Origin of the sequence: Paenibacillus sp. LK1, assembly GCF_002750415.1 — a bacterium.
GTDB lineage: Bacteria > Bacillota > Bacilli > Paenibacillales > Paenibacillaceae > Paenibacillus > Paenibacillus taichungensis.
Genome location: NZ_PEII01000013.1, coordinates 174957 through 197199 on the forward strand (window position 1 = coordinate 174957; position 22243 = coordinate 197199).

Annotated in this window: 28 protein-coding genes; 22 read left to right on the forward strand and 6 right to left on the reverse strand. The window is 47.5% G+C overall.

Annotated elements, in window-relative coordinates; all coding sequences use genetic code 11:
- Positions 1 to 14 precede the first annotated feature (14 nt).
- The 5 genes from CS562_RS25760 (at position 15) to CS562_RS25780 (ending at position 4514) form a co-directional block, all read left to right on the forward strand.
- Positions 15 to 1691 carry a response regulator gene (locus CS562_RS25760; protein WP_099858575.1) on the forward strand — a complete coding sequence of 559 codons (1677 nt, stop codon included), beginning with the start codon at positions 15 to 17 and terminating at the stop codon, positions 1689 to 1691.
- A gap of 86 nt (positions 1692 to 1777) precedes the next feature.
- The gene (locus tag CS562_RS25765; protein WP_053778980.1) at positions 1778 to 2116 is read left to right on the forward strand and encodes an STAS domain-containing protein; all 339 of its coding nucleotides are present in this window, start codon (positions 1778 to 1780) and stop codon (positions 2114 to 2116) included.
- Positions 2117 to 2134: 18 nt separating this feature from the next.
- On the forward strand, positions 2135 to 2587 hold the full coding sequence (gene rsbW, locus CS562_RS25770; RefSeq protein ID WP_099858576.1) for an anti-sigma B factor RsbW: 453 nt from the start codon (positions 2135 to 2137) through the stop codon (positions 2585 to 2587).
- Positions 2584 to 3357 carry a sigma-70 family RNA polymerase sigma factor gene (locus tag CS562_RS25775; RefSeq protein WP_024631358.1) on the forward strand — a complete coding sequence of 258 codons (774 nt, stop codon included), beginning with the start codon at positions 2584 to 2586 and terminating at the stop codon, positions 3355 to 3357. The genes rsbW and CS562_RS25775 overlap by 4 nt, the downstream gene beginning before the upstream one ends.
- Before the next feature lie 128 nt (positions 3358 to 3485).
- Complete coding sequence (locus tag CS562_RS25780; RefSeq protein WP_257219605.1) at positions 3486 to 4514, forward strand: magnesium transporter CorA family protein; 1029 nt, start codon at positions 3486 to 3488, stop codon at positions 4512 to 4514.
- Between the two features lie 25 nt (positions 4515 to 4539).
- Here the strand turns inward: CS562_RS25780 and CS562_RS25785 are convergent, their stop codons facing one another.
- From CS562_RS25785 to CS562_RS25800, 4 genes are all read right to left on the reverse strand, one after another.
- Positions 4540 to 4905, reverse strand: coding sequence for a DUF5665 domain-containing protein (locus tag CS562_RS25785; RefSeq protein WP_024631356.1), 366 nt, complete (start codon positions 4903 to 4905; stop codon positions 4540 to 4542).
- Between the two features lie 81 nt (positions 4906 to 4986).
- Positions 4987 to 5394: a YtxH domain-containing protein gene (locus CS562_RS25790; RefSeq protein WP_099858577.1), complete on the reverse strand. Its 408-nt coding sequence runs from the start codon at positions 5392 to 5394 to the stop codon at positions 4987 to 4989.
- Positions 5395 to 5459: 65 nt separating this feature from the next.
- Positions 5460 to 5717, reverse strand: a complete 258-nt coding sequence (locus CS562_RS25795; RefSeq protein ID WP_063566604.1) for a GlsB/YeaQ/YmgE family stress response membrane protein — start codon at positions 5715 to 5717, stop codon at positions 5460 to 5462.
- A gap of 134 nt (positions 5718 to 5851) precedes the next feature.
- Entirely contained in the window at positions 5852 to 6547 is a 696-nt protein-coding gene (locus CS562_RS25800) for a phosphatase PAP2 family protein (RefSeq protein ID WP_099858578.1), read from the reverse strand.
- A 179-nt stretch (positions 6548 to 6726) separates the two neighbouring features.
- Between CS562_RS25800 and CS562_RS25805 the strand changes: the two genes are divergently transcribed.
- Complete coding sequence (locus CS562_RS25805; RefSeq protein WP_099858579.1) at positions 6727 to 7746, forward strand: asparaginase; 1020 nt, start codon at positions 6727 to 6729, stop codon at positions 7744 to 7746.
- Positions 7747 to 7889: 143 nt separating this feature from the next.
- The gene (locus CS562_RS25810) at positions 7890 to 8615 is read left to right on the forward strand and encodes a pirin family protein (protein ID WP_063566607.1); all 726 of its coding nucleotides are present in this window, start codon (positions 7890 to 7892) and stop codon (positions 8613 to 8615) included.
- A 77-nt stretch (positions 8616 to 8692) separates the two neighbouring features.
- Here CS562_RS25810 and CS562_RS25815 read toward each other — a convergent pair whose 3' ends face one another.
- Entirely contained in the window at positions 8693 to 8917 is a 225-nt protein-coding gene (locus CS562_RS25815; protein WP_076291266.1) for a DUF1128 domain-containing protein, read from the reverse strand.
- A 159-nt stretch (positions 8918 to 9076) separates the two neighbouring features.
- On the opposite strand from CS562_RS25815, the gene yyaC reads away from it, so the two are divergent.
- The 5 genes from yyaC to CS562_RS25840 all read left to right on the forward strand — a co-directional run bounded on the left by yyaC (position 9077) and on the right by CS562_RS25840 (position 15307).
- Positions 9077 to 9619 carry a spore protease YyaC gene (gene yyaC, locus CS562_RS25820; RefSeq protein WP_257219606.1) on the forward strand — a complete coding sequence of 181 codons (543 nt, stop codon included), beginning with the start codon at positions 9077 to 9079 and terminating at the stop codon, positions 9617 to 9619.
- A 76-nt stretch (positions 9620 to 9695) separates the two neighbouring features.
- Entirely contained in the window at positions 9696 to 10487 is a 792-nt protein-coding gene (locus tag CS562_RS25825; RefSeq protein WP_076291267.1) for an alpha/beta fold hydrolase, read from the forward strand.
- Positions 10488 to 10737: 250 nt separating this feature from the next.
- A complete protein-coding gene (locus CS562_RS25830) occupies positions 10738 to 11427 on the forward strand; it encodes a DUF6483 family protein (protein ID WP_099858581.1) in 690 nt (229 codons plus the stop codon).
- A gap of 90 nt (positions 11428 to 11517) precedes the next feature.
- Positions 11518 to 12795, forward strand: a complete 1278-nt coding sequence (locus CS562_RS25835; protein WP_257219607.1) for a class I SAM-dependent methyltransferase — start codon at positions 11518 to 11520, stop codon at positions 12793 to 12795.
- Between the two features lie 268 nt (positions 12796 to 13063).
- Complete coding sequence (locus tag CS562_RS25840; RefSeq protein WP_099858582.1) at positions 13064 to 15307, forward strand: O-antigen ligase family protein; 2244 nt, start codon at positions 13064 to 13066, stop codon at positions 15305 to 15307.
- Between the two features lie 187 nt (positions 15308 to 15494).
- On the opposite strand, the gene CS562_RS25845 is transcribed toward CS562_RS25840, so the two are convergent.
- Positions 15495 to 15842 (reverse strand): hypothetical protein, encoded by a 348-nt coding sequence (locus CS562_RS25845; RefSeq protein WP_064640579.1) that lies wholly within the window; start codon positions 15840 to 15842, stop codon positions 15495 to 15497.
- A 160-nt stretch (positions 15843 to 16002) separates the two neighbouring features.
- Between CS562_RS25845 and uptA the strand changes: the two genes are divergently transcribed.
- The 10 genes from uptA (at position 16003) to gatA (ending at position 22217) form a co-directional block, all read left to right on the forward strand.
- On the forward strand, positions 16003 to 16617 hold the full coding sequence (gene uptA / locus CS562_RS25850) for an undecaprenyl phosphate transporter UptA (RefSeq protein ID WP_076291270.1): 615 nt from the start codon (positions 16003 to 16005) through the stop codon (positions 16615 to 16617).
- A 2-nt stretch (positions 16618 to 16619) separates the two neighbouring features.
- The gene (locus tag CS562_RS25855) at positions 16620 to 17189 is read left to right on the forward strand and encodes a thioredoxin family protein (RefSeq protein WP_099858583.1); all 570 of its coding nucleotides are present in this window, start codon (positions 16620 to 16622) and stop codon (positions 17187 to 17189) included.
- A gap of 6 nt (positions 17190 to 17195) precedes the next feature.
- Positions 17196 to 17828 carry an MBL fold metallo-hydrolase gene (locus CS562_RS25860; protein WP_099858584.1) on the forward strand — a complete coding sequence of 211 codons (633 nt, stop codon included), beginning with the start codon at positions 17196 to 17198 and terminating at the stop codon, positions 17826 to 17828.
- A gap of 348 nt (positions 17829 to 18176) precedes the next feature.
- A complete protein-coding gene (locus CS562_RS25865) occupies positions 18177 to 18428 on the forward strand; it encodes a hypothetical protein (protein WP_179087216.1) in 252 nt (83 codons plus the stop codon).
- Between the two features lie 98 nt (positions 18429 to 18526).
- A complete protein-coding gene (sigY, locus tag CS562_RS25870; RefSeq protein ID WP_240343258.1) occupies positions 18527 to 19063 on the forward strand; it encodes an RNA polymerase sigma factor SigY in 537 nt (178 codons plus the stop codon).
- Positions 19064 to 19065: 2 nt separating this feature from the next.
- A complete protein-coding gene (locus tag CS562_RS25875; protein WP_099858585.1) occupies positions 19066 to 19401 on the forward strand; it encodes a YxlC family protein in 336 nt (111 codons plus the stop codon).
- Positions 19394 to 19630 (forward strand): hypothetical protein, encoded by a 237-nt coding sequence (locus tag CS562_RS25880; RefSeq protein WP_099858586.1) that lies wholly within the window; start codon positions 19394 to 19396, stop codon positions 19628 to 19630. Before CS562_RS25875 ends, CS562_RS25880 begins: the two co-directional genes overlap by 8 nt.
- Before the next feature lie 127 nt (positions 19631 to 19757).
- The gene (locus tag CS562_RS25885) at positions 19758 to 20141 is read left to right on the forward strand and encodes a hypothetical protein (RefSeq protein WP_024631336.1); all 384 of its coding nucleotides are present in this window, start codon (positions 19758 to 19760) and stop codon (positions 20139 to 20141) included.
- Positions 20142 to 20444: 303 nt separating this feature from the next.
- Positions 20445 to 20732: an Asp-tRNA(Asn)/Glu-tRNA(Gln) amidotransferase subunit GatC gene (gene gatC / locus CS562_RS25890; protein ID WP_063566618.1), complete on the forward strand. Its 288-nt coding sequence runs from the start codon at positions 20445 to 20447 to the stop codon at positions 20730 to 20732.
- 27 nt (positions 20733 to 20759) lie between these two features.
- Positions 20760 to 22217, forward strand: a complete 1458-nt coding sequence (gene gatA / locus CS562_RS25895) for an Asp-tRNA(Asn)/Glu-tRNA(Gln) amidotransferase subunit GatA (RefSeq protein ID WP_064640573.1) — start codon at positions 20760 to 20762, stop codon at positions 22215 to 22217.
- Positions 22218 to 22243 lie beyond the last annotated feature (26 nt).

A 22243-nucleotide genomic window follows, 5' to 3' on the forward strand; every position in this document is an offset into this window, starting at 1 on the left:
GGTTAGGCTTAGTCATGGGGCTCAATGAACCAATCCACATATTATTGGTAGATGACCGCCCCGAGAACCTGCTCGCTCTCGAAGCGGTTCTGGAATCGGAACAGTACAAGCTCGTCAAGGCAACCTCCGGGGAAGAGGCACTTCGCTGTTTGCTGAAAGACGAATTTGCGGTCATTGTACTGGATGTGCAGATGCCTGGGATGGACGGAATTGAGACAGCAAAACTAATCAAGGCGCGTGACAAGTCCAAGGACGTGCCGATTATTTTCATCTCTGCAAATAGCAGAGAGGCAGAGCATTTATTTGCAGGTTATTCCGCAGGGGCCATTGATTATATGGTCAAGCCGTTTATCCCTCAGATTTTGAAATCCAAAATTGAGGGCTTTGTAGAAATGTTTATCACGAATAAACGTTTGAAAACACAGACGATGCTGCTGCATCAGAAGACTCAGGAACTGGAGAAAATGAACCAGCAGCTCGTTCAGGCCAAAGAGGAAGCGGAAATCGCTGCAAACGCGAAGACTGAGTTTCTTGCCATGATGAGTCATGAGATTCGTACGCCGATGAATGGCGTTATCGGTATGGTTGATCTGTTGATGGAAACCGATCTGAAAGAAGATCAGAAGGAATACGCGGACATTGTACGTCGCAGTGCCGATGCACTCGTTACGGTGATTAACGATATCCTTGATTTCACCAAGATGGAATCCGGCAAAATGGAGCTGGAAGAGCATCCTTTCGAACTTGTGTCCTGTATACGTGAAGTACTGAGACTCTTCGCGGTTGAAGCTGGCAAAAAGAATATTGAGCTGGAATATTTCCTGGAAGATTCGGTACCCGAACTGATCTATGGAGATATGGCAAGGCTGCGCCAGGTTTTATTGAATCTGATTGCCAATGCCATCAAGTTCACGGACCACGGTGGCGTGTATCTGATCGTATCCGTTAATGAGGAAAAAGACGGGCGAATGACGCTGGAGTTTGCTGTAAAAGATACAGGAATAGGCATAGCGCCAGACAAAGTAGATCGTCTATTCCAGCCGTTTTCCCAACTGGATACATCCATGACGCGTAAGTATGGTGGAACCGGACTGGGGCTGGCTATATGCAAAACGCTCGTTGAAATGATGGGTGGAAAGATATATCTGGATACATCGGAGCTGCGTGGTGCTACGTTTGTATTTACCATTCAGGCGCAGCGGTATGTCGAGACTGAGCTGACGACAGGTATGGGGGAAGATCAGCTTACGGACATTAAAAAAAATTATGAAATGCATCCAAGTGTATTAATCGTTGATGATCACCCTATTAATCAGAAACTAATGTCTATTATGCTGGGCAAGCTAGGACTCGTCGCAGATATCGCCGAAGATGGCAAGAAGGCGCTGGAGATGGTTTTGGCGAACCGCAATTATGATTATATATTTATGGATTTGCAGATGCCCGTGATGGATGGTTTGGAATGTACTCGCAGAATTCGTGAGAGCCTTCCTCAAGACCAGCAGCCGGTTATTGTAGCGATGACCGCCAATGTCATGGATGGTATTCAGCAGCGATGTTCTACTGTGGGTATGGACGATTACATCAGCAAACCTGTGAAAATGGGCAATGTGAAACAGAAGTTGTCCCGATTTCAGGAAGAAATGCAAGGGTTCAAATCCAACACCTCGGCCATAAATCAGGCCAATTGAAATATTTGCTAATTCGATTACTGTTTCATATGTGCTGTAGATGGGTTATTAGGTAAAGAAACCATTGATCAGGAGAGAGATGTCTAATGAATACAAATAAAAATGAAAAATTCAATGCAAGAACAGAAACACATGACGGCGTGTGCACGGTGTATCTGACTGGCGAACTGGATTTGTCGGTTGCTCCTGAATTCCGTTTGGTAATGGAGCCGTTAGTGGACAACAAGGAACAAGATTTGATCATTAACATGCAAGACTTGAAGTACATCGATAGTACAGGGATTGGTATCCTGTTATCTGTTCTGAAAGCACGGCATGGAATGGAAGCTCGCTTTGAAGTACAGGAAGTTCCTGCGCAAATTCAGAAACTTTTTGATATGACGGGTATTGCCAAATTCTTTGTCTCACAGAAGAATTCCCAATAGGAAAGGATCGAAAAAGGAATGAATGCAGAAGTTCAAAGAGTCACCCTTAATTTACCGGCGACAGCTGATTACGTTGATATTGTAAGACTCAATCTTTATGGTGTTGCGTCCAAAATGGGATTTTCTTATGAGGACATTGAGGATATGAAGGTTGCTGTATCCGAGGCCTGCAATAACTCTGTACTGTATGCTTACTCACACGAAGGCGGCATGGTTGAGGTTATGTTCGAAGTGGATAATGACACGCTGGCTATTACCGTCAAAGATGAAGGAGCCAGCTTTGAGAACATCAACCCGGCGGTATCCCGTGCAGGCCTTCACGACAAAGAGCTGACAGATGCCCAAATCGGTGGACTTGGTTTTTACCTGATGCAAGCTCTGATGGATGATGTCAGTGTGGAAAGTGAGACGGGCAAAGGTACGAAAGTAGTACTCGTAAAACGTCTTGCAAGAAGTGAGGAGAAAGTATGAATGAAAAAGTGACTCCCCCAGAGTCCATGTCTGAAGCAATAGGTTTGATCTGGGAATACCAGCAAACCCAGGATAACGAAATTGCAACAGTTCTTATCCGCAAATATGAACCGATGGTGAAGATGGCAGCAGGTAAAATTGCGCGGAATCGACCCGATCTGTATGAGGATTTGTATCAGACCGGGCAAATGGCCCTAATTCGTTTGCTTAAGCAATACGATATTAATCTGGGTATTCCGTTTGAACCTTATGCCATGAAGAGCATGATCGGTCATATGAAGAATTATTTAAGGGACAAGTCCTGGTACATTCAGGTGCCCCGCAGAATTAAGGAAAAGGGAGCACTTGTCCAGCATGCTATTGATGAATTGACAGTGAAGCTGGAGCGTTCACCAGGTGTGAACGAGATTGCTGAATATCTGGACTTAACCCCTGAAGAAACCATCGAAGTCTTAGCTGGTCGGGAATGTTATCACTATGTGTCACTGGATTCTCCGCTATCACAGGATGAGAGTGCAGCCACTTTAGGCGAACTGATCAGTTCTGATGTGAATGACTTCGATTCGGTTGAGAAGCGGATGGACTTGCAACAGGCATTGGGACAATTGAAGGAACAGGAACAAAAAGTGCTTATTTTAGCATTTCAGGATGGTCAGTCGCAGCGGGCAATTGCTCAGAAATTGGGAGTCTCCCAAATGAGTGTATCCCGTATTCAGAAGCGAGCCACTGAGAAATTAAAACAGATTATGTCGAATGCTTCATTATTATGAGATGTAGATCGGTGACGATATTGAGCACGGCATAGAGAAGGACACGTGATTCCAATGGAATGCATACGTGTCCTTTTTTTGGGATCAATGATTTTTAATGAACAGTATGAATGCAGGAGTGGATGTTTGTGATTGTGGATAAAGTCAAGCTGGAAGCGCGTCGGGATAAGCTTACCTACTCAGACCATTGGGAATGGTGGGATTGGGTGGCACCTGATCAGGAGAGTATGGCTGATGCCTTGGAGGAACTCACGAGCGCATTTCCAGAAATGCAGTACTGGCTTCGCAAAATACCGGAGGTAGAGTCCAACTACCTGTCCGTCCGCTTCATGAACGGCACGGAGCCCGTGATATTCGGGTCATTATTATATGCGGTCAAAAATGAAAGAAACGATCAACGTAAAGATAATCAGATGTTTTTCTATGTGGATCAAGAAAGACTGGTTACCTTGAATGTAGATGACAATACCAGAGGTATTATGAATACAGGTGAACGTGCAGCCATGTTACAACAATGCAGTGAAGCCCGGGACGGCATGTTTGTGCTCTTTCGGGCGATATTGCATTATTACCATGTGGGTATGGATCATTTTGAGATGAATCTGAGGGAATTGGAGCGGACGATGGAATCCCGTAATGCACGCACGTTGATGGATCAGATTCTTGCGGCCAGATTTGAGCTGTTGTATTGGAGTAACCTATTCATTCCGTATTCCGAATTGATGGCTGCCGCCAGGGAGGCTTACCTGGATGAATTGAAAGAGAATCGCTTTTTCCAGCAGCTTCAGCACCGGATCGAACGGATGGAGCGTTTGTTCAAACATTATGAGACAGAGATTGATACCTTGATCTCCATTGATAATGCCATTTCAGGAGTACGGGGCAATGAGATTATGAAGACACTGACCCTTGTAACCTCGGTATTCACGCCCGCAACGGCTGCAGGAGCTATCTGGGGAATGAACTTCGAGAATCTGCCTTGGATCGACAAGACATGGGGTGTTGTACTCGTCCTTGCGCTTATAATCATTAGCATGATTGGCATGTATGTATGGATGATGATGAAGGGCTGGACAGGGGATCTGCTCAAAGTGAAGTCCTCCCAACCGTCGGCCAAAGAAACAGAGAAGCGTGCCAATGGCAAACGAAGGCGATGACTTTGTCAGCCTCACCCTGTGCCTTTTATTTTTTATAATCTTCAATGTATCCCAGTAAGTCCGCAATATATTGTCCCACAATCGGCATGTTTACGAATTGACTGAGAATAAAAGCGAGCAGACCAAGAACGACGAAGGTCCCTACCGTCAAACCCAAACCACGCGCCATACCAGCGGTGAAGTTGGTAATGATACGTTTTTTGGGACTGCTGTAGTTTTCGATAATATCCTTGATTTGAGATTTTTCCAGACTGTCTGCAATCTGATCCAGTCTTGTGTTCAGACGTTTGACCTCATGTCGCAATTCAAAAGGGTGTTCGCTGGTATCATACTGTTGTGCAGGTTTTCCTCCGGTTATAGGCGTATTGCCGTTCATTGTGACTTTACTCATGTTCTTCCTCCTTTAATCTCGCAGTGGATAAAAAATAGCCAGCTGGAATACAGCTGGCTATTGGTCACTCGATCCAAAGCCTTACAGGCTGGTCGAGTTCAATTCTTTACGTGCATCTTCCTTCGCTTCTACAGAAGCGGCAGCCACTTCGTCTGACGCTTTGGATGCTTCATTCGCCACATCAGCGGAAGCTTTTCTTACGGAGTCCATAACGTCATTACGGCCTTGGTTTACCGTTTTTGCAATATCAGAAGTTTTGGAAGAGACCGTTTTAGCCAGTTCGGAAGCTTTATCACCAACAACCGCTGCAACTTCTTTTGTGCGATCTGTAACGATCCCCACTTTCTCGGAAAGGTCACCACGCAATTCGCGTCCTGGTTTAGGGGCAAAGAGTAGTGCTGCAGCTGCTCCCAGCAAACCTCCGATGAAAATTCCTTTGGCGAAAGTGGAACCGCTTTGTACAGGATATTGTTCTTCTGCTTTATTCATGTCAAATCACTCCTTCTTCAAATTTAAGAAACGGATACGAAACAACGAACACCTTGTTGGACCGATCAGGCAGCCTGTCTGAACAGTCTGGACACAAGCCCCAGCAAAAAGACAAAGACCGCTGTTCCAATGATGGCAGGAATTACGGCAAAGTTACCGATGACCGGTCCCCAGTTACCAAGCAAGAGTGCTCCCAGCCAGGCTCCGGCAAATCCGGCAACCATTGCACCGATGATTCCTCCAGGCATGTTATGACCGGCAAGTGCATCACCGATTACACCGATAATGACTGCCATAACAATGCTGATAATGATACCCCACATAACAACCGCCTCCTTTGTGCTTGATGTAGGATGGTGTCTGTTCGCGTTTGCTTACTTCGTATATAAACGCCGTGCTTCCAGGTGAAACAATCAATGTAGAGAGATCTGTACTGGAAATTATAGGATAGTGCAATTCAGACGGAACGTTGAATCCCTTTAATCATACAGAAGATCCAAGCCAGTCCAGCAGCAAATCCGGTGAAAACGTCAGTTGGAAAATGTACACCCAGCATGATACGGCTGAGGCCGACTAGAAATATAAATGTAATTCCGCAAAGGACAGGTAGTGCAGCTCCAGACAAACGTTGATGTCGTTCAATTGCCCAGATGACAAAGAGCATGCCATAAAACCCCATCGAGATCATCGCATGGCCACTTGGAAAACTATATCCGTGAACAACCAGTAGATGTTCCAGCTCAGGTCTGCTGCGCCTGAATATTTCCTTCAATAAGGTGTTGAGAATCCACATCATGGCAAAACTGCTGAGTAACGCATAACCATATATGAGGAAACGGGGACGACGCTGCCACAAGAAAAGAATGGAAAAACCGATAGCTGCGATGGCAGAAAGTCTGAAAGAACCGAGCGCAGTAATGAATGAAATGAAAGGTAGCAGATAAAGACGTGAATTCGAGTTCAGATAAAATAACTGCTGAATCTGGTCATCCAATGAAACGATAACATCGTTACCCAGTAACGCTCCCAGAGCTGCCAGTAAGAAGACAACCGAAACGCTGGCTATCATTCCAACACCAACCCAGTTGAGCAGTGGACGTACCGAAGTTTTGCGAGCTAACCCGGAAGTGGGTAATTGCGTTTTGCGCAGCATATATGAGTATCTCCTTCAGTGAGGGTAGTAGGTAGATAAAGATTGATAAAGGATTACCCGAAATGTCTGTCGAAAAAACTGTAAAAACGTCGCTTTTGTACTATACTATTTAAGATATCCCATGCGGCGTCGTGACGCAAAGCAGAGATGAATTCGGGAGTATAAAGGAGAGAACTCGCATGGAGAGTGCCCTGTTAATTAAAGAATACCGTGCGGGCGTTATGGAATGCGCCCATTACGGACACATAAGCATTACGGATGAGAACGGCAATGTTGTATATTCAGCCGGCGATCCTCATTTTAGATCGTTTACCCGTTCGTCCGCCAAGCCTTTTCAGGCTATTCCGGGAATTCGTGCTGGTATTGCCGGGCATTATGGTCTGACAGCTCAGGAGATTGCCATCATGTCTTCCTCGCACCGTTCGGAACCGATGCATATTCAGGTGCTGGAGCAGATAGAAAGCAAAATAGGATTGGGGGAGGAGTGCTTGATTTGCGCACCGAGTTATCCCCTCAATGAAGAAAGCCGAAATCAATGGCTGCGCGCCCAAGGAGAGAAACGTCGTATTCTACACAACTGCTCCGGTAAACATCTGGGCATTCTCGCATACACTCAGATGAAACAGGCCGATTTGGGAAGTTATGCAGAGCCAGAACATCCGGTACAGCGTGAAATTCTCGAGACCATGGCCTATATGGCAGGGATTGAACAGAAAGAGATTAAACTTGGGACGGATGGCTGCGGCTTTCCGGTATTTTCGTTGCCGTTATCGGCATTGTCGAACGCATATCTGAAGCTGGCTTGCCCGGATCTGATCGAGGACCCATCTACACGTTCGGCGGTAGAGACCATTACTGGAGCCATGAACGAATATCCGTTAATGGTAGGAGGAACGCAGCGAGTGGATTCCGTGCTGCTTGAAGATAGCAACATTGTAGCCAAAGGTGGCTTCAAGGGTGTGTTTGGTTTTGCCCTGAAAAAGGAACGCCTCGGAATTACGTTCAAAGTGCTTGACGGTTCGGAAGAAGAATGGGCCTATATTGCCCAATCCATTCTGGAGCAGATTGGATATAGCAATCGGAAAACCATTGAACGACTGGCAGAAGTATATCCACCTGACATTCGGAACGACGCCGGTAAAGTCGTAGGGCGGGCAGAGATCGAATTCAAGCTTCACTCACCTGAGGAGAGCGTATAACCATATGCAAGGGGCGTGATTAGAATTCCCGGACCACGGGTAAAGATGACATACCAACTGGTATTGATCTATAGAATTCTAAATATACACGCAAGAACTGCTGCGATAGTGCGGCAGCTCTAAACTCTTGGAGGTGGATGAACATGATTAAAGTAGTGACATCGGAAGAAAGGCACACGTCGGATCGAGGTTGGATACACAGTGAATTCAGCTTTTCCTTTGCGGACTATGATGATCCAAGCAATGCCCATTTTGGTTGTCTTCTGGCTCATAATGACAACACACTGATGCCGCAGGAAGGCTTTAAGCGACATCCACATCATGACTTGGAGATTGTTAGTTATGTCATATCAGGTACGTTAAAACATACGGATAGCATGGGAACGGAGCAATTGTTGGAACCGGGAACGGTTCAGGTCATGAGTGCGGGTACTGGCGTAGAGCATTCAGAGACTAACCCGTCAGAGGATGAACCTGTACGCTTTCTACAGATGTGGTTCCTGCCATCCCAGCGCATGTTGAAGCCCTCGTATACTAATCGTCGTGTAGAGGCTCAGGAGCATCTGAACCGTCTTTGTCCGATTGTATCAGGGCAAGGGGGAGAAGGAGCAGAGGGAGCATTGCCTATTTCACAGGATGTGACTTGCTATCTATCCCATCTGGAATCCGGTCAAAAATTAATGTACCCTCAACATGAAGATAGGCGTACACATCTCTTCCTTATTAGTGGCCATATCGAGATTGTATGTTCGGATGGCAACTTCAATCTCAAGCCGGGTGATGCTGCACGAATCCGCAAAAGCTGTGATCTGCAAATTACAGGTACAGGCAGCGAGACTGCTGAATTTGTATTGGTGGATTTGCCTTAACGAAAAAACAAAAGTAAGAGGACCTGTTCCCACTGTGATGTGGAGAACAGGTCCTCTTTTCCATGGGCAATGCCGCCCTAGGATTTGCGGAGATTACCCAGTTCGGAAGCGACAGCTTCCACTTCAGAGATACTCAGATGTTCCTTGCTCAGGACCATCTCATACAGGTCAAACAAATCTTCATACTTCTCAAGTGGGAAAGCCGAAGCTTGCATGGCAGCTCCACTGGCCATCCGCAGCTTCGTTTTGATCGCTTCAATCATATATTCCATGTTGGCTGCGCTTGCTTGCGTTAAATCCATCGTTATGTCCATCCCTTCCGTATCGGAAACTGTTGTCATTGTATCATGATTGGACAGGCCCAGGCCAATGCTTTTGCGGCGAAATCAAGCATCGGGTAAAATGAGGAATATAACAATAGAGCCTTAGGTATGAAGTACATGTGTAAAGGAGGTAAGAGATTGGCAGTATATAAGCGGGAACTGGTTAGGCATCAAAGTAGGGAAGCCCGCCAAAATGTGCAGGGAGAAGACTTGGTATTGTTTTTTAAGCACATCTATAAGCTTCATTCACCGGATGAAATCACCTTTGTCTGTATCGGGACGGACCGTTCCACCGGAGATGCTCTGGGCCCACTGACAGGCAGTCTACTGGAGGAGTATGGAGTGAATCATGTTATAGGGACGCTGGCTTCTCCTTGTGATGCGGATACGCTGGAGAAGAGGCTGGCGCTTGTCCCGTCACATCATGCCATCATCGCCATAGATGCTTGTCTGGGTCCAAAACAGGCAACAGGTACATACTATCTTGCGGAACATCCACTTATTCCGGCAAAATCGGTTGGAGGCAAGCTGCCGCCAGTTGGTCATTACAGCGTGGCTGCTGTAGTGAATGCTAATGGACCGAGACCTTATTCCATTCTACAGATGACCTCGCTTCATTTCGTTATGGGCATGTCCAGATCGATTGTGGAGGCGGTCGCTGAAGCAGTGAAATACAGATAAACGTTTCATTAATGATATGCAGGCTTAATAATATACAACTTGAATTAATTTAATTCGCGCAGAGAGAGGGATTTATATGGAAAAAGTGATGTGTGACGGAACGACGATTTGTTATGCCGAACAGGGTAAGGGAGAAGCACTCATTTTGCTCCACGGATACTGCGGCAGTTCATCCTACTGGGATGAAATAGTGCCTGAGCTTGCACGCAGCTATCGTTGCATCGTACCCGATCTGCGTGGACACGGTAAAACGGACGCACCAGTAGGTAGTTATACCATTGATCAGATGGGCAATGACGTATTGCAATTAATGGATGAGCTAAAGGTGGACAAGGCTTTTCTGCTCGGTCACTCCATGGGCGGATATATCGCACTTTCTATCGCACAGCGCCACCCAGAACGATTAAATGCCTTCGGCTTGATTCATTCCACAGCCTATCCAGATAGTGAAGAAGGCAAAGAAAAACGCCTTCGTGCAGTATCCACCATTCAGACGGAAGGCATTGTTCACTTTGTAGATGGTCTGGTTCCCGGTTTGTTTGCACCAGAACATGTTGAATCGCTATCGTCACAAGTGACACGTGTGAAGGAAATTGGTTACCAGACAGCGCCGCAAGGGGCAACTGGAGCTGCACTGGCTATGCGTGAACGGCCGGACCGCCGTGATGTATTATCAGCTACACCGCTTCCTGTCCTGTTGGTTGCTGGTCAGAAGGATGCTGTCATTCCGCCGGAACGAACATTCACAAGTGACAAGCCACATATTACACAAGCCGTGATTCCTGGAGCAGGACATATGAGCATGTATGAAGCTCCGGAAGAATTAATTCAGGTCATTAAACAATTTTTGACGGGATTATCGAAATAATAATGGTACTAATGGTACATGAATAGAGTATCCGATGATTTCGCCTCCTTGGCGGAGCGTCGATACCTTGCTAAACCCCTGCACCGTTTCGCTCAAGAACGGCAGGGGTTTTAGTTGTTTAGGGCCAGAGCATAGGGCGAGCTATAGACCATGTTTTGGCTTTTTGTCATGGCATGAATTAAAATGATGAGAATGGATCTTGCAAGTGAAACTGGAATGTACACGATCGAACGATGAGGGGGCACATAGCATGTTCAGGAAAGATTATCTGCTCCGCATGATGGAGGAAATGACAGAAGCGATCGGCAAAGTATTTACACTTAAACAACAGCGAAAACACACGGAGGCTCTGTCCGAGCTGGACGAGCTACTGCGTAGGCAGTTTGGACTGAATTTATCTCTGCTGAACTCACTGCCGGCCGAAGATGTCATTGAAATGTTCCGTTTTCGCGGCGTCATTGAAGTGGACAATCTGCAACAAGCCGCCAGGCTAATTGAAGAAGAGGCGTACATTTATAATGAAAAGGCCAAAGTAGAGGGCATAGATGATCAGGAAAAAATGGAGTCGGAGAATGAAGCACTTATTCGTCTGATGAGAGCACTTCATTTTTACCTGTACGCACTGAATAATGGGGCTAATCCGAAGCTGCTGGATGCACCAGATCGTGTGGAGGGAATATTGGAGCAGACGAAACAATACGAACTTCCGGCACGAACGGAAAAGCAGCTTGCCCTGTATCGTGAACAGCAGGGGCGTTATGATCAGGCTGAGAATAGCTGGTACAGACTGCTGCAGGTAGAAGACAGCCATCCCATTCAGTATCGGGGTGAGGTACAGGCTTTCTATGAAAGGTTAAGACAACTGGAAGATGAGCAATTGCTACAAGGTGGCTTGCCTCGTGAAGAAGTGGAAGAGGGGCTTGCCGAGCTGAACCGTTAAACCGTGAATAGGCCCGTTTACTTGGAGAGGGAACGGAATTGTGTTATGGTAACGGTTGACCAAACCAAACCGAAAGTGAGATGTACCCCCGTGGATTCATTGCGAAAGCTTATACAAGACATCTTTGAACAGAATTCGCTGATTACAGCGACCTGGAGCCAGCTGCGCAGACGGGACAATGTCTCGTATACGAAAGTGCAAGTCAAGCCGGTAACGCTCAAGAATCAGCTTCATTATCAATTCGCATTTCATTATACCAACAAAGTGCTGCATGAGAATTTGACTCCGGATGAAGCGGCAGAGCGCATGACTTTGCTATGCGAAGAGACGTTTCGTCAAGGACTGCTCTGTACTACAGACGCAGACTATCAAATTTTGATCAGCAAAAAATATAAAGTGTCCATCCTGACCAAGTCGGCTTCCAAAACTGCGGTGGACCTCTCGCATAATCGCAAAAAGCAATATGTGCTGGAAGATGGAGTTCCCGTTTCGTTCCTAGTCGAGCTGGGGATTATGAGCGAGGAAGGCCGCGTTTTGGCTCGTAAGTACGACAAGTTCAGACAGATCAACCGTTTCCTCGAAATGGTACAGGATGTCATCCCGCATCTGCCGGAGGGCCGTCCATTGACCATTGTTGATTTTGGTTGCGGAAAGTCTTATCTCACCTTTGCTTTATATCACTATTTGTCCGTACAACAGCGCAGATCGCTCAAAATTATTGGACTCGACTTAAAAGCCGATGTTATTGAACACTGTAATGATCTGGCAAACAAATTGCATTACGGTGATCTGAAGTTCCTCGTTGGGGACATCGCTGACTACGACGAGCTCAATGAGGTGGATATGGTCGTAACGCTGCATGCCTGTGATACAGCAACCGATGCTGCTTTGGAGAAAGCTGTTCGTTGGGGCGCTTCCGTTATTCTATCTGTACCCTGCTGTCAGCACGAACTATTTGACCAGATTGAATCCAACGTGATGAACCCGTTGTTGTCACACGGTATTCTGAAGGAACGCTTCTCCGCTTTGGCAACGGATGCCATTCGGGCCAAGCTGCTCGATCTGATGGGATACAAAACGCAGTTGCTCGAATTTATCGACATGGAGCATACGCCGAAAAATATATTAATCCGTGCCGTACGAGGCCAGGCTGGACAGACTGCTGACATGTGGAAAGAATATACTGCATTCCGTGATTTCATTCACGCAGATCCTTATTTGGAGCGGGCATGTGCGGACTTGCTTCCAGGTGACGGCAAGCTGAAAGAAGCTGCGCCGAACCATGGGGCAGATGCGAGCCAAGAGAATTCAAATGAGGAATCGATCAAAGGTGTCTCCCAAGATGCCAGCCACTGTGATCACTGTTGAATGTACGGGATAATGAAGAGTGAAGCATGATGTGTGACGGCAGAAGGTAAAAAGGATAGATACATGATTGAGTTATTTGATCCTTTGAGACGATACAGATCGTCTGTCATCGCCGTTGACGGGACATACTGGTAAGAGGGTCCCGTGAAAATATATATAATGTGCCAAAGGCATGAAATCAGGCAGAAGACCCTATTGGGAGCTTCTGTCTTTTTTGGTTTGAAATTAATTAAGAAGAATACGGAGACGGGAGAAAGGAGGGAGGCGCATGAAGGAGGCGAGATCAGATAAGAAGACTAATCGGAGCAAGATTAGTGATACAGATAGGCTGGACAAGGTGGACGGAGGAAATCAGGAAATTGTATTTTCCGGATTATCAGAAACGGCATTAACGACAGTTTTAGGTTTAATTGCAGTGGCTTTACTGTTGGCAGGATATCTATGTAGGGGATTGTTTTATGCTACGGACGTATATCTCATGGTACTCATGGCATCAGGAAGTGTACTTATTTGGTTTGTTTTGTTCATTATGTGCTTTAATGCACCGAAGACGAGAGGGCAGTTAGGGATTGCTCAGTGGTTGGATTACCTCAAACGACTATATGAGGCGATTATGCAGTATGCTCACTTCCGCTGGATGCTTTGGCCCCTGGCGATAGCAGTCTGGTTTGGCCTGCATGTAGGGATGGGCACTGTCAGTGTACAGGGAAGCTTGGAGGCGATGCTGCGCTGGAGCCTTCTCGCGATATTTGCATTGCTAACAGTTATGTTGGCCGCACGCGTGAACGGAGCGCGATGGTTTGCCTGGGGCTGGCAAATGGCAGGCGGCCTGCTTGTGCTAAGCGGAGTGCTTGCTGCGTGCGGTGTGCTGCCGCTGCCTTATGGGGTCATGCGAACCGTTGATCCCGAGATTAGCTCCGCCGGAGCCCGGCTCGGCGGATTGCTGCAGTACCCCAATGCGTACGGTGCCGTTGTTGGCATGTACGCATTGGAGCGGCTGGCCGCCGCCGCGCGCGCCATAGCTCGGCCGTTGTCGGCCGGGCGGCTCATCGCGGCAGTGCTGCCGCTCATGCCCGCGCAAGCCGCGCTCCTGCTGAGCGAGTCGCGCGGCGCTTGGCTGGCGACCGGCTGCGCCGCAGTCGCCGCCTTCGCTTTGCAGCGGCGCGGTGCCCGCGTGCCGCTGCTGCTGGCCACGGCCGCGCCACTGGCGTGCGCGGCCTGGCTCTACCGCCAGCTGGCTGCTGCCCAGCTGGCGCCTGCACCCGTGCCCGGCCTGCTGGCATTGGCCGGGGCATGGGCAGCTGCGCTGCTCGGCACGCTGCTGCTGTGCCGTTTGTGGCACAGCGGCGCTCGTGCGCGCGCCGCTGCCCTCACGGCAACAGTGCTGGCGGGAGTCACCGCCGCCACTGTTGCCGTGGCCTCCACCGCCGACCGCATGGCGGCTGGTGTCGGCACAGGGCTGTCACGCCTTCAGATATGGCGGGACGCCCTGAAGCTTTGGACCGAGGCCGCATGGCTGGGCCACGGGGGGGAGACATGGCGCAACATGTTTCGCGCCATCCAATCCTCGCCTTATGTCGGAGGCGAGGTCCACAACGGCTTCCTCGATCTGGCTCTCGATACAGGCGTGATCGGGTTGATGCTCATCGCCGGATGGTTCTTTTTCACTCTGCGGACGATGTGGAGGCAAGCACCTCAACTGCTGCCTTCGGTTATTATTTTTGGCCTCCATGGCGCAATGGACTTTGACTGGAGCTTCACCTTCCTTTGGATGATATTCATTTGGCTGGGGGGCTGGGCCCTCTCGTCGCCAACTCTACAGGAATCCGCGGCTGACAAAAAGCGGTCTCGTTTTCTCCGTCCGTTAAGCCCGTGGCCTCAACGGATATTCACCGGACTGTTCGTCATGTTTTGGCTTGGCGGCACAGTCTGGCTTGCTGGACAACAGGTGGCGGCAGAACAACAATATCGTCTAGCCATGTCAAAAGATTCAGGAGATGCTGAGCGTAAAGCGCTGCTTACTGAGGCGTACAAGTTTAACCCCTACAGGCCGGACATCGCCATCTCCCTGTCCCGTACGCTTCCAGCGAAAAAAGCTGAATCCATATTGGTGCAGAGCTTGTCCTGTTCCCCTGTTTCACCCCAACTCTACAGAGAGCTGGGGCGGTTAGCCGCTCAATCGGGTAGAGGAGAATCGGCTGGGAACTATTTTGAACATGGCCTGGCCCTAAATCGTTTTGACGCGTCCAGCCAGTCCCAAGCCTTGTATTGGATGGAACAGGCATCACGGAGGGAACTGGCGGCAGGGTATGCTGAACGAGGGAGGCAGACCGCTGCTGCTGGAGTAAAGATATACGAACGTTATAGACAACTGGCTGAAGAAGTGGCAGCAGGGGAGGAGAGAAATGATCGGCGTTTTGGGCTTGGAGAAGAAGCATCACGTTATGGGGATAATCTGCGCCTCCTTGCTTTGGATCCACTTGCTTCAGAAGTGACCAGAAAGAGTCCCTGAATATCTGACCTCACGTAACGCCGATGGTGAACAAAATCCATGAAAACATTGATTCAATATTTAACATGATGAACGATCTCGCATGGATCCAACGAAAGTATTGCCTTACGCCTCAGTTCAGGTTATTCAAAAATCGAGCAATATGCTGTACGATTAGCTGTTCGACTACCTGTTAGTTGCTCTCAACCTACAGGCGGTATCCGCCAAATGCATTCTTGAAGGCAGCTTGCAGCGGTTCTACCTCTACACCCCATAGAGTCGCAATCTCTAGGCTGACATCCGCGTTCCACCATTCGCATAATTTTTTGCGATTATCCCGATTTTCTCCGATCCAGAGCAGATTGGCGATGACCTTCCCATAATACAATTCTTCCGCTTGCTTCATCAGCTCGGGGGAGATATATACCTTTAACTTTTTAGCTGTTCGATACAGCTCTTTACTGCATGCTCTTCGGATACCTCGGGCAGAAGGCAGCTTCTGGCCTGGGGTGTTATGTTTGACCGGGGGAGTACCGGGTGCTGATTTGAATGACATCTTCTCACGCTCCTCTCCCGATACCATATGCAAACGGCTGCCTGCGGGACACTATCCCAGACGGGTGAAGTAGCAACAGCTAGAGGCCTGTGATAAAATAAGGACGAACATCCATGGTGCGGAAGGGCACTGCCAATCAGGATGAAGAAAGAGGGTCGAGATGGACGTTATTCATAACATTGTCAATCAATTATTCGATTGGATTCAGAGTCTTGGATACTTTGGAATTATGCTTGGATTAATGCTTGAAGTTATTCCGAGTGAAATTGTACTGGCATATGGAGGTTTTCTCGTTTCACAAGGCCATATTAATTTTTTCGGTGCAATGATTTTTGGTACCGTGGGCGGTGTCATAGCCCAGCTATTTATCTACTGGATTGGCCGTTATGGCGGAAGACCTGTACTTGAACGCTACGGAAAATACATATTGATCCAGAAAAAGCACATCGACCATTCCGAAGAGTGGTTCCGCAAGTATGGGACAGGTGTCATTTTCACGGCGCGTTTTGTTCCGGTCGTAAGACATGCCATATCGATTCCTGCCGGTATTTCCAAAATGCATACGGGTCGATTTATTTTGTTGACAACCCTCGCTGTTATACCTTGGTCTGCATTGTTTATATATTTAGGGATGATACTTGGAGATCAATGGCAACATATCAACGAGAAAGCGGCACCTTATATTATGCCGATTCTGCTCGTTGCTCTCGCACTTATGATTGTTTATGTACTTATTAAATGGATGAATGCTCGTAAAAAGAAGGGAAGTGTCTAGTTATGGGAAAACCAAACTTGTCTCACAAATTCGGTAAAGGTCTGCCACCGAAAGAATTCATTGAGAGCATGACGAAGAACCAAAGTGAGTTCCAGGCAAACTATGACAGCTTTGCATGGCCAAGCGAGGATGATCGTGAATTTTTCGAAAGCCTGAATCACCGCGATGATTTGCGTGTGCTAATTTTGGCTGCTGACTGGTGTGGCGACGTGGTACGCAATGTTCCAGTCGTGTTCCAGGCGCTGGAAATCTCCGGCATTCCGACTGAAGTTCTAATTTTGGAAAATCACCCTGAAGTGATGGATGAGTTCCTTACGATGGGCGGACGCTCTGTCCCTGTCGTTATTTTTGCAGATACGGGCGGACATGTACTGGGTCAATGGGGACCTCGTCCACAACATGTGCAGGAAGTTATGGTTGAATTCAAACGTAACAACCCAGATCGTGAAGCGGCAGATTATCAGGATAATTTGGCTGTTGCACGTCAAGAGATTGGTAAACGTTATGGGGAAGGAACGGAGTCCAATGCAGCTATTATTCGTGAGTTGCGTGAACTGATTTCGGGTTACTGAGCCGATATGCTTAACATTCGTACATTTTCTTTGGGACCGCTCCAGACCAATGCGTATCTGTTGCAGGGTGATGATCCAGGTAAAGCCGTAATCATTGACCCGGGAATGAATCCGGGCCCATTACTCAAAGCTATTCAAGACCTTGAAATTGAAGCGATCCTGCTCACTCACGCGCATTTTGATCATATGGGCGGCGTGGATGAAATTCGCAAATTGAAAGGCTGTCCCGTTTATTTGCATGACTTGGAGAGTGATTGGCTCACAACGCCGAAATTGAATGGTTCTTTGAACTGGCCTCAGGCTACCCCGCCGTTATCGACAGATCCAGCTGAATATGCCTTGGACGAAGGTCAGGCGTTGAACTTTATTGGTCATACGTTCAAAGTGTACCATACACCAGGACACTCACCAGGCAGTGTAAGTCTGCTATGTGGTGAGGATCTGTTTGCTGGAGATGTTCTGTTCCGTATGGGTGTAGGCAGAACGGATCTGACAGGAGGCCGTGAACGCGATCTGATTGATTCAATCCAGAACAAATTGTACACCTTCTCGGATGAGGTCAAAGTGTATCCAGGTCATGGTCCCAAAACGACAATCGGTTATGAGAAGAAGAACAATCCTTACGTGTCTGCAAGATGATCCGACAAATTATGTGAAGAAAGTCTGGACAAGTGACAACTTTTTCATTAGAATAGCAATTAGTTGTTACAAGCGTTAAAGCACCATCTAACTGAAGCAATACAAAGAAACACCCTAACTTGCGAAGCACGCAGACTGTGGTCTATACCCGGTTTGCGTTCTTTTTTTGTTTTCACTCACTTTTTTTATCAAAGTTACATCCGTTTAACCCTACATACAGTTCGTTGACAAGTATCTACAGAAGATCGTTCTAGTCCATTTAGCAAGTCGAATTATAATGTGCATGAGATGATAATAGTCAGAAGAATGATGAAAGAAACAATAGCTAATGAGAGCGAGGAATTAGAAGTGGAGAAAAAGCGAGTGATCCAGTTGGGACAACGTTCCGAGAACCTGATCATCGAAGAAAACCGACGAGCAATGGAAAGTGGCAGAATAGAAGCAGTTACCCAGCGTCCTCAACTACATAATTACATGAACAATGAGATGAATCCAATCAAGGATCAACAGCAGAATATATGGAGAAGTCGTTTATTAAGCAGCGGAGCCCGCAACCAACCGTGGTTCGACAAACTGCAAGATTACCGAAATGAAGTCTGATTGCCCGGGAAATTGTCGGCTTCAGATTTTTTTTGGATTGAATTGAACGTTTTTGCAGAGCCTGTCGTAATAACATAAGACTGAGCGGAGAGCAGGTGATGATTCAGATGGAGGCAGCCGAACTGGAAGAGGTACAGAGAGCGATACAGGGAGATGACAGTGCGCTGGCAGAACTGCTGCAGCGCCATTACGCTTTTGTGTATAAGTATCTTGTCAAAGTAACGATGGACCCCAACGTTGCTGAGGAGACGGTGCAGGATACGATGATTCGATGTATGGAAAATATTCATAGATACGATGGCTCGTCTGCCTTTTCGTCATGGATGATTACGATTGCCACCCGTATATATATCGACAAGACTAGGCGCAGACGAAGAGAACAGATTTGGCTGGAAGCCATTCGTAATCAGGCTGTACGGAAATTGCGGTGGCAATTTGAGAGCCGGAATGAAGAATGGACAGATGTCATGGATGCCATGACAAGGTTAACCCCAGAACATCGTATTACTGTCCTGTTGAAGCATTATTATGGCTATGGCTATGATGAAATTGGTGAAATGCTGGGTATTCCATCCGGAACGGCGAAGTCTCGAACTGCCTATGGTCTTCGTCAATTGAGAAAGGAGCTGGGTTGAGCATGAGCAGATCTGAGGAACAGGATGAACAAGAGATTCTGATGCGAATGCAACAACAGATGAAAGTGCTCGATGATGCGTATGAACCTGTAAACATTCCTTCATTAGCCTCCATTGAAGCCCAAGTCAAGGAACGAAAACAAATGAAACGACGAGCCAATCGGATCGAAATGATTTTGTTCTGGATTGTGGGACTGTTCATTATTGCTCTTGGTGTCTTGTTGTTCCATTCGGCTCCAGCTCTATATTTGGGTATCCAGGCTATAAGCTTGTGTGCAGCGATTGCCGTGGCAGTAATCTGGTCAGGGCGACGCCGGAAGGAGACTCGTCATGAATGATCTGCATTATTCTTTAAATGAGATTCCTCTCATATGGCTTATTCTGATTGCCATTCTCTTGCTAATACAGGGAACATGGATCTTTCAGGATGCACGCAGACGTGGCCGTTTCCCCTGGTTATGGGGATTGTGGGGCATTACCGGGTTCCCAACACCTTTGATCATATATTGGTTTATTGTGGTGAGAGCAGATCGCAGACCACCTAAGCGAACGTCGGGCAAATCATAGAGTTAATGGCTTGAAAAAAAAGATTTTGCACAAATGTTTTGTTTAATTCTAGTAATCGTAGACATCGCTATTCTTTTCTAGTAGACTATACAAATAATAAAAAGATAGACTACCAGGAGGTTAGACGATGCTGCGATTAGGAGAGAAGGTTGTCATCGTCGCGGATGCGTTTGAGCAGAATCTTCCTGTGGGGGAATATGGTTTCATCATCGCTTATGACCGGAATCCGGACAATGCGTTCGATTACGTGCTTCGAGTGCCGCAGGTGAATCGGAACTTTTTTGTTCCATCCGGCGACGTCGATCTAGAAGAGGTTCTGCTGAAGCAGGAAGCTGAGCGGGTCGAGCGAGAAGCGTTGATAGATTACGCCCTTGCGACACACAATGAGAAACTGTTTCATCATCTGATGAACGGAGATTTTCAAGCTGTGGAAGAGGAAGAAGAAACCGCGAACGATGTTATGTCACAGGCGGATTTTATAAAGCAGGTTAACCTGCGTGCATGGATTTAGAATTTTAAGAGTCGGCTGATGCCGGCTCTTTTTTGATTAGATTGGAACATATGAATTTTGAATCCCCTCATTATCCTGGTTTTGCACGTAAAAATTCAGTTAATTAGGTTTTGAAATTTGTATTAAAGGAGGACTCCACCGTTTGGGGTTATTTTGCATATTCGGTAACTCGGGTCATTTGCATTGAATTGTCGAACTATCTCACCTATAATGAAAAAAGTTATCTTGGACTTTAGCCCGTTAAACGGTCGATTCGTTTTCGGCGGTTTCAGGAATTAGAACGAATGAAGGAGGCATCCGGAAATGAGTATTTCGAATAATGACGTTCAGCATGTGGCCAAGCTGGCCCGGCTTAATTTGACTGCTGAAGAAGAGCAGACCCTGACAGGACAGCTGAACGCGATTTTAAAATATGCTGAGAAGCTGAATGAACTGGATACAGAGAACATTGAGCCAACCACTCACGTGCTGCACGTCAGCAATGTGATGCGTGAAGATGAGACGAAGGAAAGTCTGTCGATTGAACAGGTCATGCGCAATGCACCAGATGAAGAAGACGGGCAATTCAAAGTGCCTGCTGTAATGGAATAACGGATAACCGGAAGGAGGACGAATTACGTGAGTTTATTTGAACAATCGTTGCCGGAGATACATAACAAGCTGCACGCCAAGGAGCTGTCGGTCAGCGATCTGGTGAATCAGGCATATCAAAACATTGGTGAACGGGATGAGAAGGTTAAGGCTTATCTGGCGTTGGATGAAGAGCAGGCACGTGCACGTGCACGTCAACTGGATGATCGTCTCGTCAGCGGTGAGGAGAAAGGTTTGCTTTTCGGTCTGCCTGTCGGCATTAAGGACAACATCGTTACGAACGGACTTCGCACAACATGCGGCAGCCAGTTTTTGCGCAATTTCGACCCGGTGTATGATGCAACAGTTGTCGAGAAGCTGAAAGCGGCGGATACCGTGACGATCGGGAAGCTGAACATGGACGAATTCGCCATGGGTGGCTCCAATGAAAATTCAAGCTTCTACCCTGTACGTAATCCATGGGCACTCGATCGTGTTCCGGGCGGCTCAAGTGGTGGATCTGCTGCGGCTGTTGCGGCAGGAGAGGCTTATTTCACATTGGGATCAGATACAGGCGGCTCCATCAGACAGCCTGCATCCTATTGCGGCGTGGTTGGCTTGAAACCGACCTACGGACTCGTTTCCCGCTTTGGTCTGGTTGCATTCGCATCTTCTCTGGATCAGATTGGACCTTTGACGAAAAATGTCGAGGACTCTGCCTATGTGCTGCAAGCCATTGCTGGTTATGACGCCAAAGATTCGACATCCGCGAAAGTAGATATCCCGGATTACTTGAGCGGACTCACAGGGGATGTCAAAGGACTTCGCATTGCTGTTCCGAAGGAATACATTGGTGAAGGCGTTGATCCTCAAGTTAAAGAAACCGTCCTGTCTGCACTGAAAGTCCTCGAAGGACTCGGCGCAACATGGGAAGAAGTATCCCTTCCGCATACCGAATATGCGGTAGCTACGTATTATCTGCTCGCTTCTTCAGAGGCTTCTTCGAACCTGGCTCGTTTCGACGGCGTACGTTATGGTGTTCGTGCAGACAATCCGGAAAACTTGCTGGATTTGTACCACCAATCCCGTAGTCAAGGTTTTGGTCCCGAAGTGAAACGACGCATCATGCTTGGAACCTATGCACTCAGCTCGGGTTACTACGATGCGTATTATTTGAAAGCTCAGAAAGTGCGTACGTTGATCAAACAGGATTTCGACGACGTATTTGCCAAATATGATGTCATCATTGGGCCAACTGCGCCAACTACGGCATTTAAACTTGGTTCCCAAGTCGATGACCCACTTACGATGTATCTCAATGATATTCTGACTATCCCTGTCAGCCTGGCTGGTGTACCTGCAGTTAGCATCCCTTGCGGATTCTCGGACGGACTGCCTGTCGGCATGCAGATTATCGGTAAAGCTTTTGATGAAACAACCGTACTGCGCGTAGCGCATGCGTTTGAACAAAATACGGAATTCCACAAGCAGCGTCCGCAGCTGTAGACTGCCCGGAACGGAGGAATATAGAA

Coding starts and splice junctions, on each gene's coding strand:
- CS562_RS25860 (WP_099858584.1), top strand. CDS start 17,196: ATGCTTAACATTCGTACATTTTCTTTGGGACCGCTCCAGACCAATGCG.
- gatC (WP_063566618.1), top strand. CDS start 20,445: ATGAGTATTTCGAATAATGACGTTCAGCATGTGGCCAAGCTGGCCCGG.
- CS562_RS25785 (WP_024631356.1), bottom strand. CDS start 4,905: ATGAGTAAAGTCACAATGAACGGCAATACGCCTATAACCGGAGGAAAA.
- CS562_RS25875 (WP_099858585.1), top strand. CDS start 19,066: ATGAGCAGATCTGAGGAACAGGATGAACAAGAGATTCTGATGCGAATG.
- uptA (WP_076291270.1), top strand. CDS start 16,003: ATGGACGTTATTCATAACATTGTCAATCAATTATTCGATTGGATTCAG.
- CS562_RS25825 (WP_076291267.1), top strand. CDS start 9,696: ATGGAAAAAGTGATGTGTGACGGAACGACGATTTGTTATGCCGAACAG.
- CS562_RS25800 (WP_099858578.1), bottom strand. CDS start 6,547: ATGCTGCGCAAAACGCAATTACCCACTTCCGGGTTAGCTCGCAAAACT.
- CS562_RS25795 (WP_063566604.1), bottom strand. CDS start 5,717: ATGTGGGGTATCATTATCAGCATTGTTATGGCAGTCATTATCGGTGTA.
- CS562_RS25880 (WP_099858586.1), top strand. CDS start 19,394: ATGAATGATCTGCATTATTCTTTAAATGAGATTCCTCTCATATGGCTT.
- CS562_RS25790 (WP_099858577.1), bottom strand. CDS start 5,394: ATGAATAAAGCAGAAGAACAATATCCTGTACAAAGCGGTTCCACTTTC.
- CS562_RS25885 (WP_024631336.1), top strand. CDS start 19,758: ATGCTGCGATTAGGAGAGAAGGTTGTCATCGTCGCGGATGCGTTTGAG.
- CS562_RS25830 (WP_099858581.1), top strand. CDS start 10,738: ATGTTCAGGAAAGATTATCTGCTCCGCATGATGGAGGAAATGACAGAA.
- CS562_RS25810 (WP_063566607.1), top strand. CDS start 7,890: ATGATTAAAGTAGTGACATCGGAAGAAAGGCACACGTCGGATCGAGGT.
- CS562_RS25845 (WP_064640579.1), bottom strand. CDS start 15,842: ATGTCATTCAAATCAGCACCCGGTACTCCCCCGGTCAAACATAACACC.
- CS562_RS25760 (WP_099858575.1), top strand. CDS start 15: ATGGGGCTCAATGAACCAATCCACATATTATTGGTAGATGACCGCCCC.
- CS562_RS25775 (WP_024631358.1), top strand. CDS start 2,584: ATGAATGAAAAAGTGACTCCCCCAGAGTCCATGTCTGAAGCAATAGGT.
- CS562_RS25765 (WP_053778980.1), top strand. CDS start 1,778: ATGAATACAAATAAAAATGAAAAATTCAATGCAAGAACAGAAACACAT.
- CS562_RS25855 (WP_099858583.1), top strand. CDS start 16,620: ATGGGAAAACCAAACTTGTCTCACAAATTCGGTAAAGGTCTGCCACCG.
- sigY (WP_240343258.1), top strand. CDS start 18,527: ATGATTCAGATGGAGGCAGCCGAACTGGAAGAGGTACAGAGAGCGATA.
- CS562_RS25815 (WP_076291266.1), bottom strand. CDS start 8,917: ATGGATTTAACGCAAGCAAGCGCAGCCAACATGGAATATATGATTGAA.
- rsbW (WP_099858576.1), top strand. CDS start 2,135: ATGAATGCAGAAGTTCAAAGAGTCACCCTTAATTTACCGGCGACAGCT.
- CS562_RS25805 (WP_099858579.1), top strand. CDS start 6,727: ATGGAGAGTGCCCTGTTAATTAAAGAATACCGTGCGGGCGTTATGGAA.
- CS562_RS25840 (WP_099858582.1), top strand. CDS start 13,064: ATGAAGGAGGCGAGATCAGATAAGAAGACTAATCGGAGCAAGATTAGT.